Genomic DNA, 16,080 nt, shown 5'->3' on the forward strand with positions numbered 1-16,080 from the left:
CCGGCCGGCCGCCCGAGCGCCGCGCCGCCCCGTCAGACCGCGGGGGCGAGCACCACGGTCAGCATCACCGCGCGGCTGCTGGGCGCCGACACGGTGGCCGTGAGCCCCCCGACCGGGCCACCGCCCACCGGAGCGCCGCTGTCGGCCACCAGCGTGGCGACGTCACCGTTGCCGGCACCGGCGATGTTGCTGCGCTCGCTCAGCTCCGCCGGCGGCGTGAACTGCCGCCCCTCTGGCCCCTTGTCCGACCAGATCGACAGCACCCAGCTACCCGCCGCCGCCTCGGCCACCGGCGTCGTGTGGGCCGTCCCCGGCGACCACCCGCCGGCGGCGCCCGCCACCGACGCCACCGGGCCCGTGGCGGCCGTCCCCGAGTAGGCCAGCAGCTGGAGCGTGACCGCCGACGACGTCCCCCCCAGACTCACCGTCACCACGGACCCGGCATCACCGGCCGCCGCCACCCGGGAGAAGACCTGGGTGGTCATCGCGGTGGCGTCGGCCTGCTGACCGCTCAGGGCCCAGCCGGCCGGAGGGGTCCCCGTCACCGCCGAGTTCGTCGACAGCACCAGGACCAGCCCGTCGCCGGGCCGCACCGCCGCAGGCACCTCCACCGCGACCTCCGTCACCGGACGTGCCGCGACACCGGCCGAACCACGCAAGCCGATGCCGGCGCCGACCGGGGCGGGGGCCACCGTCACGGTCGCCTCCGCCGTACCGATGCCCCCGGAGGCGTCGGTCACCGTCAAGGACACCAGGTAGTCCCCGGCCGCGGCGTACGCGTGCTCCACCACCGGGCCGGTCGCCGTGGTCCCGTCACCCAGGTCCCACGCCCACGAGGTCACCGGCCCGTCCGCGTCCGACGACGCCGACCCGTCGAACTCGCACGTCAACCCGGCACACGTGGAGGTGAGCACCGCCTCCGGCGCGGACCCGACCGGCTCGGCCGGATCGCCGGGGTCGGCCGGGTCGACCGGCTCGGCGGGCGGAGCCACCTCGTCCGCCGCCAGCACCACCGTCAGCATCACCGCGCGGCTGCTGGGCGCCGACACGGTGGCCGTCAGCCCCCCGACCGGCCCACCGCCCACCGGAGCGCCGCTGTCGGCCACCAGCGTGGCGACGTCACCGTTGCCGGCACCGGCGATGTTGCTGCGCTCGCTCAGCTCCGCCGGCGGCGTGAACTGCCGCCCCTCCGGCCCCTTGTCCGACCAGATCGACAGCACCCAGCTACCCGCCGCCGCCTCGGCCACCGGCGTGGTGTGCGCCGTGAGGCCCGCCCCGTCGGCCGCACCCGTGACCGAGGCCACCGGCCCCGAGACGGCGGTGCCCGAGTACGCCATCAGCTGCAGCGTGAGCGCCGACCAGGTGCCGACCGAGACCTCGACGGTGGAGCCGGCGTCGCTCGCCGTGGCCACGCGGGTGAAGACCTGCGTGGTCATGGCGGTGCCGGCGGCCTGGCCACCGGCCGGCGTCCAGCCCTCCGGCGCGGTCCCGGTCGCCGCGGAGTTGGTGGAGAGGACCAGCACCAGGCCGTCGCCGGCGCGCACGGAGTCCGGGACGTCCACCGACGCCGCCGTCACCGGCCGTGCCGCCACACCGGCCGAACCGCGCAGGCCGATGCCGGTGCCCACCGGAGCAGCCGTCACCGTGACCGTCGCCGTCCCGCCGTCGGCTGCACCCTGGGCGTCGGTGACCGTCAGGGCCACCGTGTACTCACCGGCCGCCGCGTAGGTGTGCACCGGCGCCGCCTCGGTGCTGGTGGCACCGTCCCCGAAGTCCCACGCGTAGGAGAGCGGTCCACCGTCCGGGTCGGTCGACTCCGCGGCGTCGAACGAGCAGGTGAGCTCGGCGCACGAGGAGGAGATGACCGCGGCCGGCGCCTGGTTCGCCGTGCCGGAGGCGGGCTGCAGCAGGAGCGTCAGCATGGTGGCGCGACTGCTCGACGTGGGCACGGTCGCGGTGACCCCGCCCACCGGGCCCGCCGGCACGGGAGCGCCGCTGTCGGCCACCAACGTGGCCACGTCGCCCCGGCCCCCGCCGGCGAGGTTGCTGCGCTCCGTCACGCTCTGCGGGGCCGTGAACTGCCGCGCCGAGGGCCCCTTGTCCGACCAGACCGACAGGACCGTCTGGCCCTCGGCAGCCATGGCCGTGGGAGTCGTGTGCGAGGTTCCTCCGAGGTTCGCGGCCCCCACCACGGTCGCCACCGGCCCGGAGGCGGCGGTACCCGAGTACGCGAGGACCTGCAGCGACACCGCCGACCACTCGGGCAGCGACACCGTCACCGTCGAACCGGCGTCCCCGGAAGCGGCGACCCGGGTGAAGACCTGGGTGTTCATCCCGGTGCCCGCTGACTGCGCGCCGACCTGCGTCCACCCCTCGGGGGCCGTGCCGGCCGCGGCCGAGTTCGTCGACAGGACCAGCACCAGCCCGTTCCCGGCCTCCACGGCGGCCGGCACGGTCACCGAGGCCGCCCGCACCGGCCGCGCCGTCGTGGCGGCAGCGTCCACGAACGCGATGCCCGGCTCCTCGGCCGGGGCCACGACGAGCTGCTGCGCCGCCGACCCGGTGGCACCGTCGTCGTCGGTCACGGTGAGCGTCACGGTGTACGTGCCGGCCTCGGCGTAGGTCTTGGCCGGAGCCACCCCCGTGCCGCTCGTCCCGTCCCCGAAGTCCCACCGGTGCTCGACCACCGTGCCGTCGGCGTCCGTGGAACCCGACGCGTCCAGCGCGCAGGCGAGGCCCAGGCAGTCCGTGGCGATCGCGGCGACCGGCGCCTGGTTCGGCGTCGGACCGAGGAAGAGGGCCTTCACCCGCCAGTCCGCCCCGTCCCGGGACGGGCCGCTGACGACCGTCGCCTCCCCTCCGGGCACCCCCCCGGTGAACGCCGTACGACGCAGCTCACCGTTCGACGAGCTCGCCACGTACAGCTGGTCACCGTCGACGAGGAGCCCGGAGACGGACGAGAAGCCGCTGCCGGCCGCCGAGAACCGGGTCTCGGAGACGACCCCGCTGTCCGGCGAGAAGTACCGGTAGAACAGCTGGCTGCTGTTGGTGCGCGTGTAGTACAGCCGGCCGCCCTGGTAGGCCATCGCCGTCACCGAGGACAGTTCGCTGTAGAAGCTGGGGCGCGCACCCTGGAACGTGGTGCCCGAGCCGGAGTCGACGCTGCTCCAGACCGGGTCGAAGTAGGGGTCGACCTGCGTCGCGGGGCCGAACGTGGTCCCGTCGAAGCTCCGGCGGAAGAGGGAGAACGAGCCCCCGCTCGAGGCGCCGTAGTAGAGGCTGCCGTCGACGAGGAACGAGCCCTTGACCGACCGCCAGTCCAGGCCGCCCGTCGGCATGGAGCGGTCGGGTCCAGCGGTCGTGCCGTCGAAGCTCCGGCTCCGCAGGTCGTTGGTGACCTGGAGCCCGAGCATGGAGACGCTGCCCCCGAGGTAGACGTTCCCGGGGAGGGCGCCGGTGTCCTCGAGCGGCAGGGCGGCGCCGCCGGCGAGCGGGAACCAGCCCAGCCGCGGGCGGTAGTGCTCGCGGGCGCCGAAGAACTCGGTGTCCGAACCCACGTAGAGACCGGTGTCGGTCGCCAGCAGCGACTCCGCACCGATGCCGCGGGGGTGCCGCCCCGGGTTCCAGGACAGCGGGAGGCCCGTGCGCGGGTCCAGCGCGGCGATCCCGGGGCGCGGGACCGCACCGGCGAGCGCCTGATCGGAGCCGTGGGGGTTGTTGAGCCAGCGCTGGTGGCCGCCGACGTACACGGCCGCGCCGGTGACCGCGGTCGAGTGGAGCGTGTCGCCCCCGGTCTCGGCGACCCAGGCCGGCTGGACGTCGTCCCCGGTGGTCCCGACGTCCCAGCGCGCCGCGGTGTCGCACAGCGTGCCGCTGTACTCCCCGCCCGTGGTGACGACGACGAAGTAGGAGCCGTCGGGCGCGAAGTCCACCTCCCGCACGTAGGAGTCCATGTAGTCCTTGGCGCAGGCCGGCTCGTAGCGGCGGGTACGCCACCCCGGGTCCACCGTGGCGCCCTGGTCCTGCAGCAGCACCGCGACCGCCTGGTCCCGCGGCAACCCGTCGGCGATCTTGAAGTTGCCGATCGCCACGAGCCGGGTGCCGTCCGGGGAGACGGCGAGGTCCTTCACGCCCACCGAACCGCGGCTCGCGCCGCTGGGCCAGTTGTGGTTGACCGCGACGTCCACGCCCAGGTACTCGTCGGTCGCCCCGGTGGCGGGGTCGAGGGTGGCCAGACCACCGTGCGGCACCCCGCCGATGGCGTTGAAGTAGCCGCCGACGTACAGCCGGCCGCCCGCCAGCACGAGGTCGGTCACCGCGCCGTTGATGCCGGCGGGGCGGAAGCCGTCCACTCGTGCGCCCGACGCCAGGGAGACCTGGACGAGGTTGCGGGTCCCGGTCGCGCCGTTGACGGTCGCGAACGTGCCGCCGAGGTAGACGGTGCCCTCCGGGCCCGCCTCCACCGCCTGGACCATGCCGTTCAGCGCGGGGGCGAACGCGCGGTCGATGGCCCCGGTCCGCGCGTCGAAGGCGAAGACGTAGGGCTGGTCCCACGCGCCGCTGCCGTTCGCCGGGGAGTCCCGGACCGCGGTGAAGTCGCCGACCACCACGATGCGGTCACCGACCTGCGCCATGTCGAGCACCCGGTTGTCGAGCACGTACGGCGTCGACGCACCCGGCTGTGCCGAGACGACCCCGCCCTGGGCGGTGGCGGCCGATGCCGGCCCGACCCCCGTGACGAACGTCGACATGATCGCGACGACGATCGCCGCCCACAGCCCGCGCCAGATCCTTGCCATATCGCCCGTGCGTCCCTCCGCGACGGAGGGGCTCCCCCCGTGAAACCGAGCCCCAAGCCCGCCGAGGATCACAGTGCGTAGTGTCGATCTTCCACGCCGAGGCCGGTTTCTCGCCCGGACGGGTGGCGACGACGGGCGACGACCTCGCCATGCGGAGCAGGTCGATCACGGAGAGTGGTGATGCGGCCCCGAGGCGGCGTGCCTCTCAGGGACGGCAGCCGCTCTCGGCGACCTCCCGCCATGCCTGCCGGGACGGCTCGTCGCGCAACTGCCAGTCCCCGGTGGGCCCGGGTCCCTGCCAGTACATCCACATGGCCACCTGCGGGTGGTGGGCGATCCAGGCGGCGTCCTGCCTGATCGCCCGGGCACGGGCCCGTTCCATCGCCGGGTCCGACACCTCCCCCGGCCTCAGCTCGTACTGGCCGTACTCCACGACGAAGAGCGGTAGGCCGGTCGGTGCCATGAAGTCGTACCAGTGCCGGAAGGAGGGACTGGTCGTCATGGCCACCGGCTCGAAGGCGTACCAGTCCACGCCCACGAAGTCGGCGTAGGCAGCTCCCGGCCACCACGCCCGCGGGTCGCCCACGTAGTGGTCGGGCTCGGCCGGGTCCCACCAGTAGGCCATGTACACCGGCCCCCACCGGATGGACGGATTCGCCCCGGTGACCACCTCGTGCAGATGGCGGTGCAGGGCCACGAACTCCTCGGCCGACATGTCGTTCTCCGGCTCGTGGAAGGCGGTGGCGAAGACGCCCTCGGGCACGGTCCGGGCCCAGGCCCGCACCTCGTCGTCGTAGCGTCCCGCCGCGGCTCCCCGGACGTCACGACCGGGCGGCTTCCACGAGACGAACGACCGCAGGCCCGCGCTCGGGTCCTCCGCGGCCGCGGAGCGCTCGAAGCTCTCCGGGAGCGACGGGTTGAACGACCGCCGGATCGTCAACGGCCCCAGCTCGTCCGCGCTGGCCCGGAAGGCCTCCAGCGCCGGACCGGGCGCCGTGTCCGCCGAGACGACGTAGGCACCGACCGCCAGGCAGCGGTGGGCGTAGTCGGGGACGTTCGTGCGTGCGGACGTCCCCGCCGCGGAACCGGACACCGGCGTCACCAGCAGGACGGCGGCGACCAGGCACCAGGGGCGACGCCCCGTCCTCAGCATGTCCACCACCCCTCGGTCCGCCGTGGCCGGCCCGGTCTCCTCGGGAACCGGCCCTCCGGCCGGCCGACGCTACGGCGGCACGCCGGCCCCGTCCGGCGGATGCCGGCCGTCCCGCCCCATCGGATGACCGGTCCCTCCCCCATGGGGGGAGGGACGCGACGTCCGCAGGCCCCGCCGCCCTCCCCCGCACCTAGGTTCGGGAATCCGGGCGGTGGCATTCCCGGTCACGCACGGGTGCGCGTCGCGCCGGGGACAGGAGGGGAGGGGGACCGTGGACCTGCAGTTCACGCTGGTGCTGGCGGGCCTCCTCATCGGTGTCGTCGTCGGGCTGACGGGCATGGGCGGAGGTGCGCTCATGACCCCCGCGCTCGTCCTCTTCTTCGGCGTGCCACCCCTGGCCGCCGTCTCCAGCGACCTGGTCGTGTCGGCGGTGACGAAGCCGGTCGGCGGCGCCGTCCACCTGCGGCGCGGCACCGTGGACCTGCGCCTGGTGGCGCTGCTGTGCATCGGTTCGGTACCGAGCGCCTTCTGCGGCGTCCTGGTCTCCCGAGCCCTCGGCTCCGGCAGCGGCGTCCAGGCGTGGACGAAGACGGCCCTGGGCGTCGCGCTGCTCCTGGCAGCCGCCGGCCTCATCGTGCGCGCCTACCAGTCGATGGTGGCGCGGGGCCGGCGAGCGGCCGAGCGCCGGGCCCGCGGTGCCTGCGGGCCGCTCCCGGCACCGGGTGATCCCGACCTCGCGGTGCCCCGGCTGCGGCCGGTCGCCACGATCGTCGTCGGCGCCATCGGCGGGCTCGTCGTCGGCATGACGTCGGTCGGGTCCGGCTCGCTGATCATCATCGCCCTGCTCTGGCTGTACCCCCGGCTGTCGGCCGCCGGCGTGGTCGGCACCGACCTGGTCCAGGCGGTCCCGCTGGTCACGTCCGCCGCACTGGGGCACCTGCTGTTCGGCGACTTCCGCCTCGACCTCACCACCTCCCTGCTGGTGGGCTGCCTGCCGGGCGTCTACCTGGGCGCCCGGCTCTCCTCCCGGGCGCCGGGGGGCCTGGTGCGGCGCGCGCTCGCCCTGGTCCTGCTCGCGTCCGCGCTGAAGCTGCTCGGACTGCCCGACCTGGCGATGGTGTCGACGCTCGCGGTGGTCGTCGTCGTCGCCCCCCTGCTGTGGATGGCGGCTCGCGCGCGGCACGGCCTGCCGCCGCGCGCCCGCATCCTCACCGCGCTCTGGGAGCAGTGGCGGGGCCGACGGCAGGAGGAGCTCCCGCAGCCCGCGATGGCGTCGACCGGGTCGGAGCGGCCGGCTCGTCACTGACGGCCGGCTACCGCCACGCCCTGCACCGCGGGCCGCCCGATCCGCGGTGCGCCACCTGCCCCCTACGGGTGGTGGCACCGGGTGGAGGGGTCGTTGCACGGACGCGCCGCTGGTACGACTGGCACACCGGTCGGACCACCTCGAGACGACGACAGGTACACGAGTGCCCAACCGGGTGCACCGGCTCCGGGAGCCGGTCGACGAGGGGACCAGGAGAACATTGTCCAGCCAGAGCACCCCGAACGCCGTGCGCCTGTCCGACTACTGGGTCCTGCTCCGCCGCGAGTGGGCCGCGGTCGTGATCTGCGGCGTCCTGGGACTCGCGGTCGCGGGCCTCTACCTCCTCGTCGTACCGCGGGAGTACACCTCGGCCACCTCGGTCCTGGTCACCGCCCCGACGCCGGTCTCGACGCAGTCGGCCGCCAGAGCGGCCGACATCAACCTCGACACCGAGGCGCGGCTGGTCACCTCGACCGCGACCGTCCTCGACGCGGCCGTGCTGCTCGACCTGCCCCAGGAGCAGGTCGACGACCTCGGCGACCGCGTGACCGTCACGGTCCCGCCGAACACCGACATCCTCACCATCTCCTTCGTGGCACCGACCGCGCAGGAGGCGCAGGAGGGGGCGCGCGCGTTCGCCGACGCCTACCTGCAGGCCCGTGAGAACTCGACCGAGGCAGCCCTCGACGCGGAGTACCAGGCCCTGCAGACCCGCATCGACCAGGTGAGCGAACGGCTCGGGGTGGTCACCGAGGCCGTCCGCACCCTGCCCGAGGGCTCGCCGGAGCGCGCCAGCCGCAGCGCCGAGGCCAGCTCGCTCAGCAACCAGCTGACCGGTCTGGGCGCCCAGCAGAACGAGGTCCGCGCCGCTGCGGTCCTGCCCGGCCGCGTCGTCACCGAGGCGGAGCTGCCGCCCTCGCCCAGCAGCCCGGACGTCGTCCTCTCCCTCCTCGCCGGTGGCCTGCTCGGGCTGCTGGTGGGCGTCGGTGCGGCAGCGCTCCGCCACCGGTCCGACGACCGGATCCGCACCGCCGACGACCTGCACCGGCGGTCCGGGGCGTCGGCCATGGCGACGCTGGTCGCCCCCCTGCGGGAGGGCGAGGTCTCCGTGGTCGCACCGACCTCCCCGGACGGGCGCACCTACGCCCGCCTGCGCAACCTGGTCATGGCCGAGCTCGGGCAGGGCCCGTCCCGGAAGGTGGTCCTCGTGGCGGGCGTCCACCGGGGCGGAGGCCCCGTGGCCGCGAACCTCGCCGCCGCGCTCGCCCGTGCCGGGGAGGACGTCTGCCTGGTCTGCGCCGACGTCTTCGCCGGCACCGCGGACGCCGTGCTCGGCTACTCCCGCGAGGCGGGCCTGGCCGACGTGCTGGACCGGCAGAAGACGCTGGAGGACGTCGCCGTCCGTTCCCGCAGCCTTCCCACGCTGCGGGTCCTGGGCGCCGGCTCGGATCCCGACCGCGCCGAGGCGCTGCTGCAGACCCGCGGCTTCCGCGACCTGGTCGACCAGCTGCTCGCCACCGTCTCCTACGTCGTCGTGGAGGCTCCGGCGACGCAGGGCGGCACCGGTGCGCAGACCCTCGTCGGTGCGGCCGAGCACGCCCTCCTGGTCGTGGAGACCGAGCAGACCACCGCCCGCCAGGTCGCCGACGCGCTCGACCAGCTGCAGGCCGTGCGCCGGCCAGTGCTGGGCGCCGTGCTGGCGCGGTACGAGCCGGCCGGACCGGGTCCGGAGCTCCCGCCGGCCGCTGCCGCCCCGCGCCGTCCGGATGCCGCGGAGGCGGCCGTCGGCAGCGGCGCCGCACGACGATGACCCTGGCGGCGCCCGCCGCCACACGGGCTGCCGGGAGCGTCCCCCCGGGGTCGCGGCAGCCGGTGTCCCGGCACCCGGGATGGCCGATCACGGCCCTCCTGGTGCTCTACCCGCTGTGGTGGATCCTCGGGCTCGGGACGCTCGTCGTCTTCGCCCTGGCCGTGCCGATGGTCGTGCACCTCTGGCGCCGGCGTCCGCTCCAGGCGCCACCGGGCTTCGGCCTGTGGTTGCTCTTCCTCCTCTGGGTGGCGCTCAGCACCACCATGCTGGGGGTCGATCCGCCCGGGACCCTGCCCGGTGAGGCGACCGACCGGCTGATCTCGGTCGCGTTCAACCTGGCGGGCTACCTCGTGGTGGCCGTCGCGCTGCTGTACGTCGGCAACCTGACCGAGGAGGAGTTCCCCCGCGAGCGCCTCGTGCGGCAGCTGTCCTGGCTGTTCCTGGTGGTCGTCGGCGGCGGCCTGCTCGGGACCTTCGCACCGACCTTCTCGGTCACCTCACCGGTCGAGGTGCTGCTGCCGGATGCGATCGCACGGAACCAGTTCGTGCAGAGCCTGGTCCACCCGGCGGCCGCCCAGTTGCACGAGGTGCTCGGTTACACCTCGGGCCGGCCCGCGGCGCCGTTCGGCTACACCAACACGTGGGGGATGGTCCTCACCCTGCTGCTCGGCTTCTTCGCCGTGCGCTGGCTGCGGACGCCCGGCCCCCGCCGCGTCGTGGGCCTGCTCGTGCTGGTCCTGGCCGTGGTCCCGGTGGTCGAGTCGCTGAACCGCGGGGTCTGGCTGGCGCTGGGGCTCACCGTCGCGTTCACCGCGCTGTGGCTGGCCCGCAGCGGCCGGTTCGCCGGCGTCGCCGCGCTGGCCCTCGGCCTGGTCGTGGCCGCCGTCCTGGTCGTCGCCTCGCCGCTGGGCACCGTCGTCCAGGGCCGGATCGACAACCCGCACAGCGACGGGGTCCGCGCCTTCACCATCACCGGGACGCTGGAAGCCACGAAGCACTCGCCGGTGCTCGGCTTCGGGTCCAGCCGGCGACCGCTGGGCAGCAACAACTCCATCGCGGTCGGGCGCGACGAGAACTGCCCGACGTGCGGCAACCCGCCGCTGGGCAGCACGGGCCAGCTGTGGCTGCTGCTCATCTCCCAGGGCGTCGTGGGCGCGGCGCTCTACCTGGGTTTCATGCTGCGGACCCTGTGGGCCTTCCGCCACGACCGGAGCCCGCTGGCCGGCGCAGCGGTGCTGGCGATCGGCCTGCCGTTCCTCTACATGCTCCTCTACAACGCGCTCGTCATCCCCCTGCTGATCACGTTCCTGGCCATCGCCCTGCTGTGGCGCAACGACCGGCACCGCGGGTCCGACACCGCAGCCGTGCCGCCCGGGGCGGTCGCGGCGCCGGGAGGTGCGCGGTGACCGACGACCGGCTCGCGCACCTGGCGGACGTGACCCCCCTGCTGTGGCCGACGTCGCGGACGCTGGTGCCGGGCTCCGCACCGCGCCGGGACCCCGGCGCCGGCACGGTGGAGGAGTACCTCCTCCTGCCCAGCCGCCGGCGGCCCCGGCTGCTGGCCCCGGCGGGCCGGCGAGCGGCGGCCGCCGTCGTCCGCCACCACGCCGAGGGGCGCGGTCGGGCCGACCGGCTCCGGGCCGGAGCGCTCGCCCTGGGCCTCCGGGCGGGGCTCGGGACGGCGCTGCGGCGGGAGCGGCTGCACGTCGTCTCCCCCGCGAACGCGGTCCCCGGCGACCTCCGGCAGCACCTCGCCGGCCTGCTCGGCTGCGACGTGCGGGTCGGCATGCACCTGGGGCCGCCGCGGGCCAACCGCAAGCCGGTCCTCCAGCTGGTGAGCCCTGCCGGGAAGACGCTCGCCTACGCCAAGGTGGGCGTGGACCGGCTGACCGACGGTCTGGTCCGCGCCGAGGCGGCGGCCCTCACCCGACTCGCGGGCGCCGTCACCGGGACGGTGCAGGTGCCCACGCTCCTGCACGCCGGGGACTGGGAGGGCCACGCCCTGCTGGTGCAGGCGGCGCTCCCCGTGTGGTCGTCCCGCCGGTCGCTGACGGACGACCGCCTGGTGGCTGCCGTCGGGGAGATCGGCTCCGTGGACCGCGTCGACGGCATCGAGCTCTCCGCCGCGCCGTTCTGGCGCGACCTGCGGGCCCGGACGGCGGGCCTGCCCGCAGGGGAGGCGGCCGACCGGTTGGCCGGCCTGGTCCACCGCGTCGACGCCGCCGCCGGGCACACCCGGCTGTCGCTGGGTGGCGCCCACGGCGACTGCACGCCCTGGAACATGGCGTGCCTGCCCGACCGCATCCTGGTCTGGGACTGGGAGCGCTTCCGCCGGGGCGTTCCCGCGGGGCTCGACCTGCTCCACCACGTGCTGCAACGGGACCTGGTGACGCGCCGGCACGAACCCGCCCCCGCCGCGCACCGGCTCGTGGACGGTGCGGCACACCTCCTGGCTCCGCTGGGGCAGGACCGGAGGGCCGCACTGGCCACCGCGACGGTCTACCTCGCCGACCTCAGCCTCCGCTACCTGGCCGACCGCCAGGTGGACGCCGGCGCCCCGCTCGGCGATCCCCGCACCTACCTGCTGCCGGCCCTCGACCGAGGGCTGGGGCTCCTGGAAGAAGAGGAACGATGATCGAACGCCTGCGCCGCTCACCCACGGTCCACCGGGCACTCCAGACAGCCGCCCGCTCCGTCGGGCGACCGTCCAGCCGGGCGCGGATGCGGCCCGATTTCCTCATCATCGGAGGTCAGCGCTGCGGGACCACGTCGATGTACCGGACGCTGCGCTCGCACCCCAACGTCCTGCCGCCGGTGCTGCACAAGGGCGTGCACTACTTCGACACCGCGTACGGGCGCGGCATGAGCTGGTACCGCGCCCACTTCCCGCTGCGCTCCACCGCGGCAGCGATCGGCCGCCGGACCGGCAGCCGGGCGCTCACGTTCGAGTCGAGCCCGTACTACATGTTCCACCCGCTCGCCGCGGCCCGGATCGCGCGCGACCTCCCGGACGTCAAGCTGGTCGTCCTGCTGCGCGACCCGGTGGAGCGCGCCTACTCCGCGCACGCGCACGAGCTGGCGCGCGGCTTCGAGACGGAGGACTTCGAGACCGCCCTCGCCCTCGAGGAGTCCCGGCTGGCCGGTGAGGCCGACCGCATCCTCGCGGACGAGGGCTACAACAGCCCGAGCCACCAGCACCACGGCTACCTGCAGCGGGGCAGGTACGTCGAGCACCTCGAGCGGCTCGAGAGCATCTTCGGCAGGGAGCGCCTCCACGTCGTCGACAGCCACCGATTCTTCGCCGAGCCCGAGCCGGTCTACGACGACGTGCTCCGTTTCCTGGACCTGCCGCACACCGGCTACCCGGCGTTCGAGCGGCACAACGCCCGCCCGCGTTCCCCGATGGACCCGGGGCTGCGCGCGCGGCTGGAGGAGCACTTCGCGCCGTTCGACGCCGAGCTCGCCCGGTGGCTCGGCCGCCCGGTGAGCTGGCGCGAGCATGAGGTCCGGCCGCGCTGAGGCGGTCGGCCCGGCGGCGACGGCCGTCGGGCCGACCGGCGAGGGCGTGGCGGGCGGCGCACCCGGTGGCGACCCCCGGTCAGGCCTGGCCGGGCTGGCCCGGCGCGGCATGGCCAGCGTCGCCGGGTCGGCGGTCTCCGCGGCGGCGGGGATCGGCGTGGTCCTCGCCCTCACCCGCACCCTCCCGGCCGACCTGGCCGGCATCTTCTTCGCGCTGACCTCCGTCCACCTCGTCGCCGAGGCGACCGCCCGGCTCGGTGCCGGCACCGGCGTGGTCTGGGCCGTCTCCCGCGCCCGGGCGCTGGGCACGGCGGGGAAGGTGCCCCAGATCCTGCGGGTAGCGCTCACGCCCGTCGTCCTGCTGGCGGGTGCGCTGGCGCTGGTCCTGCTCCTGGGCGCCGGCAGCGTGGCGGAGCTGGCGACGGGCTCGCGGTCCGGCGAGACCGTCGACGCGATCCGGGTCCTCGCCCTGCTGCTGCCCGTGACCGCGGTCTCGGAGGTGCTGGTCGGCGCGACGCGCGGCCACGACGTCATCCTCCCCACCGTCGTCGTCGACCGCCTCGGCCGCTCGCTGCTGCAGCTGGGAGCGGTGGCGCTCGTCGCCGCGGCGGGCGGCTCCCTCCCCGCGCTCGCCCTGGCCTGGGGCGCCCCGTGGGCGCTCTCGGCCGTGCTGGCCGGGGCGTGGCTGGTCAGGCTCCAGCGCGCCGCCACCGCCGGCGCGCCGCGGGCGGCGCGGGACCCCGGCGTGCGGCGGGAGTTCTGGGCCTTCACGGCCCCGCGGGCGGTGACCGGCATCGTCCAGCTGGTGCTGCAGCGCCTGGACATCGTCCTGCTCGCGGTGCTCGCCGGACCGGTCCAGGCGGCGGTGTACACCGCCGCCACGAGGTTCCTGGTGATCGGCCAGTTCGTCAACCAGGCGCTGGCCGCGGTGGTCGAGCCTCGGGTGGGAGCGCTGTTCGCGGTCGCCGACCGGTCGGCCGCACGCACGGTCTACCGGACGGCGACCGGCTGGCTGGTGCTGCTCGTCTGGCCGTTCTACCTCGTCGTGGCCGCCGCCGCGGACCCGCTGCTCGGGCTGTTCGGCGCCGGGTACGACGCCGGTGTCACGGTCGTCCTCGTGCTGAGCGCGACCATGATGGTCGCCTCCGCGATCGGCATGGTCGACGTCGTCCTGATCATGGCCGGCCGGACCCGGTGGAACCTGGGCAACGCGCTCGCCGCGCTCGCCGTCAACGTCGTCGTGGACGTCGCCCTGATCCCGTCCCTCGGGCTGCTCGGCGCCGCCGTCGGCTGGTCCGCCGCCATCCTCGTCAAGAACCTGCTCGCCCTCGCCCAGGTCTGGCGGGCGCTCGGCATGAACCCGTTCGGCGCCGGGACCGGCATCGCGATGGGCGCGTCGCTGGTGTGCTTCGGGCTGGTGCCGCTGGTGGGGCGCGCCCTGCCGGTCGACGGCGCGGCGCCGACGTCGGCGGCGCTGCTGGTGGGCGGCCTGCTGTACGTCGCAGCGTGCCGGCGCTGGCGGCACCCGCTGGCGCTGGACGCGCTCCGTTCCGCACGACGGGGCGCGGCCGGGGCCGCCTGATCCCGGCGGCCCGGGCCGGCACCTCCGTGCGGCCGGGTCGGGCGCCTCCCGAGCTCAGACCGCGGGCGAGGGGTCGTCGGGGGTGGCGAAGAGCTCCCGCCGCGGTAGCGGCAGGACCAGCCCGTCGATCCGGCGGGCCGTCGCCGCACGAGCGGGCGCGGTGCCGCGGCCGCCGCCGGCGCCGCACAACCAGGCATGGGCGTCGACACCCGGGACGTCGCGCACCGCGCGGCGCCACCTCGCGCTGCAGGTGAGCGCGCGCACGGCCCCGACGGTGTACCGGCGCCACAGCCGCCGCGGTTCCCGCGCCAGCCGGACGAGCCAGTTCAGCCGCAGCGGATAGGCCCAGGCGGGGTAGTAGCCCGGCTGCAGCACCTGGTCGAGGAATCCGCCGCACGTCATCGCATAACCGCCGGCCATCGCGTCGGCCGCCTCGAGGAGGACCTGCTCCTGCAGGCCGGCCCCGAGCCCGATCAGGACCATCTCCGGCTCCACGGACCGCACCAGCCGCGCCAGCTCCGCCCCGCGCAGGAGACCGTCGAAGCCGTCCACGTGGACGACGCGCACCGGTCGCCCGGCGAGGCCGCTGAGGGCGGCCGACAGCCCCCCGGCCCGATCACCGTGCCCGCCGATGGCGAGCACGGTGCGAATGGTCCCGTCACGCTGCAGGACGCGCGGTACGACGAGGTCGGCACTGGTGCGGGTGGGATGACGCAGCAGCCATTTGAGGAATTGCCCGTCGATTCCGCAGACATCCATCCGGGCGAGTGCGGAGGCGGCGTCGGAGAGCACGATGCGGATCGTGTGGTGGTTCAGCCACGTCGCGTGCACGCAACGGCCGGTGGCGACCCGTTCGTCCTTCATGGCGACCAGGGCGTCGACCAGCAGGTCCGGTGCACGATCGACGTCCGGCGCGAGCAGCAACATGACGAACCCCTTGCTCCGAAATGGCCGCCGACAATGACTGGAATGGCGTCCGGGCAATTCCGGGCTTGCGACCGGCATTCATTGAATGGGTCGCGGGGATCCAATGCGAGCGAATGGGTGGTCAGTCGCCCCCATGGGGTGAGGCGGCCGGGGGCGCCTCACCCGCCGCGCTCAGCCGCGGGTGGCCGGCTCCGTGGGCGCGAGGCCGGCGACGACCGGCGCACCCGCCGGCGGGTCGGCGCGGCCGGTCCGGCGGAGCAGCACCGCGAACCACAGCTGGACGAGGAGGAGGCAGACGAACGCCTCGGTGATGCGCACGCCGTAGCGGACCGCCTCGCCCGCGACGCCCGGCAGTCCGACCTGCTGCAGGACGGTCAGGAGGACCGGGGTCACCACCAGGGCGCCGTACCACGCGGCGCGCCGGACGGCCGAGGTCCGCCCCGCCGGGTCGAGGATGCCGCGATCGACGACATCGAAGGCCACCGGGGCCAGGACCAGCACCCCGAGCGCCTCCGCCAGATCGGTCACGACGCCCGTGCGGTTGAACGCCACGACGAGCACCAGGACCCCGGCCGAGAGCCACCCCGCGAGCCGGGCCGGCAACGGCCGCCGCAGCTGCAGGTAGGGCACCAGCAGCGCCGCGGCGAGGAAGGTCTCGTTGAGCGTGCGGACCCGGCTCGGCAGGTCGCCGGCCAGCAGAGCCAGGCCGATCGCCACGCCGACGACGGCCGCGAGCGCGGTCAGGGGCCACTGCTGCCGGTGCCGGGCGAGTCGCGGCCGGGCGTACTGCACCCACAGCAGGAGGAGGAGCGCCAGGAGCACCCCCTCGCTGTTCCGAGCGACGCGGGAGGCGACGACGTCGGGCAGCACGGCCGGCAGCAGCTCCAGGAGGACACCGAGGAGCAGCACACCGAGGAGGACGCAGAAGACAGCCGTGAGCCGCCGGGCGGAGGATGGCACGCAGGCAGGCTGGCACCGGGGTGC

Annotated in this window: 10 protein-coding genes; 6 read left to right on the top strand and 4 right to left on the bottom strand. The window is 75.2% G+C overall.

The genetic code is table 11. The features are described from left to right. Positions 1-32 precede the first annotated feature (32 nt). Together ACI792_RS01315 and ACI792_RS01320 are read right to left on the bottom strand one after the other, a co-directional pair. The gene (locus tag ACI792_RS01315; RefSeq protein WP_456600981.1) at positions 33-4,799 is read right to left on the bottom strand and encodes a PKD domain-containing protein; all 4,767 of its coding nucleotides are present in this window, start codon (positions 4,797-4,799) and stop codon (positions 33-35) included. Between the two features lie 205 nt (positions 4,800-5,004). After that, positions 5,005-5,952, bottom strand: a complete 948-nt coding sequence (locus ACI792_RS01320) for a hypothetical protein (RefSeq protein WP_456600982.1) — start codon at positions 5,950-5,952, stop codon at positions 5,005-5,007. Positions 5,953-6,223: 271 nt separating this feature from the next. Here ACI792_RS01320 and ACI792_RS01325 point away from each other — a divergent pair, with 271 nt between their 5' ends. The 6 genes from ACI792_RS01325 to ACI792_RS01350 all read left to right on the top strand — a co-directional run bounded on the left by ACI792_RS01325 (position 6,224) and on the right by ACI792_RS01350 (position 14,169). Beyond that, a complete protein-coding gene (locus ACI792_RS01325) occupies positions 6,224-7,258 on the top strand; it encodes a sulfite exporter TauE/SafE family protein (protein WP_456600983.1) in 1,035 nt (344 codons plus the stop codon). A 163-nt stretch (positions 7,259-7,421) separates the two neighbouring features. Then, positions 7,422-9,068: a Wzz/FepE/Etk N-terminal domain-containing protein gene (locus tag ACI792_RS01330; protein WP_456600984.1), complete on the top strand. Its 1,647-nt coding sequence runs from the start codon at positions 7,422-7,424 to the stop codon at positions 9,066-9,068. 101 nt (positions 9,069-9,169) lie between these two features. Further along, a complete protein-coding gene (locus ACI792_RS01335) occupies positions 9,170-10,474 on the top strand; it encodes a hypothetical protein (RefSeq protein ID WP_456600985.1) in 1,305 nt (434 codons plus the stop codon). Beyond that, positions 10,471-11,703, top strand: a complete 1,233-nt coding sequence (locus ACI792_RS01340) for a hypothetical protein (RefSeq protein ID WP_456600986.1) — start codon at positions 10,471-10,473, stop codon at positions 11,701-11,703. The genes ACI792_RS01335 and ACI792_RS01340 overlap by 4 nt, the downstream gene beginning before the upstream one ends. An 86-nt stretch (positions 11,704-11,789) precedes the next feature. Further along, positions 11,790-12,587, top strand: a complete 798-nt coding sequence (locus ACI792_RS01345; RefSeq protein ID WP_456600987.1) for a sulfotransferase domain-containing protein — start codon at positions 11,790-11,792, stop codon at positions 12,585-12,587. Then, a complete protein-coding gene (locus ACI792_RS01350; protein WP_456600988.1) occupies positions 12,568-14,169 on the top strand; it encodes a lipopolysaccharide biosynthesis protein in 1,602 nt (533 codons plus the stop codon). The genes ACI792_RS01345 and ACI792_RS01350 overlap by 20 nt, the downstream gene beginning before the upstream one ends. Before the next feature lie 54 nt (positions 14,170-14,223). Here the strand turns inward: ACI792_RS01350 and ACI792_RS01355 are convergent, their stop codons facing one another. Then, entirely contained in the window at positions 14,224-15,096 is an 873-nt protein-coding gene (locus tag ACI792_RS01355; RefSeq protein ID WP_456600989.1) for a WecB/TagA/CpsF family glycosyltransferase, read from the bottom strand. Between the two features lie 171 nt (positions 15,097-15,267). After that, on the bottom strand, positions 15,268-16,056 hold the full coding sequence (locus tag ACI792_RS01360) for a hypothetical protein (RefSeq protein ID WP_456600990.1): 789 nt from the start codon (positions 16,054-16,056) through the stop codon (positions 15,268-15,270). Positions 16,057-16,080 lie beyond the last annotated feature (24 nt).

It is taken from the genome of Blastococcus sp. SYSU DS0669, assembly GCF_054050895.1.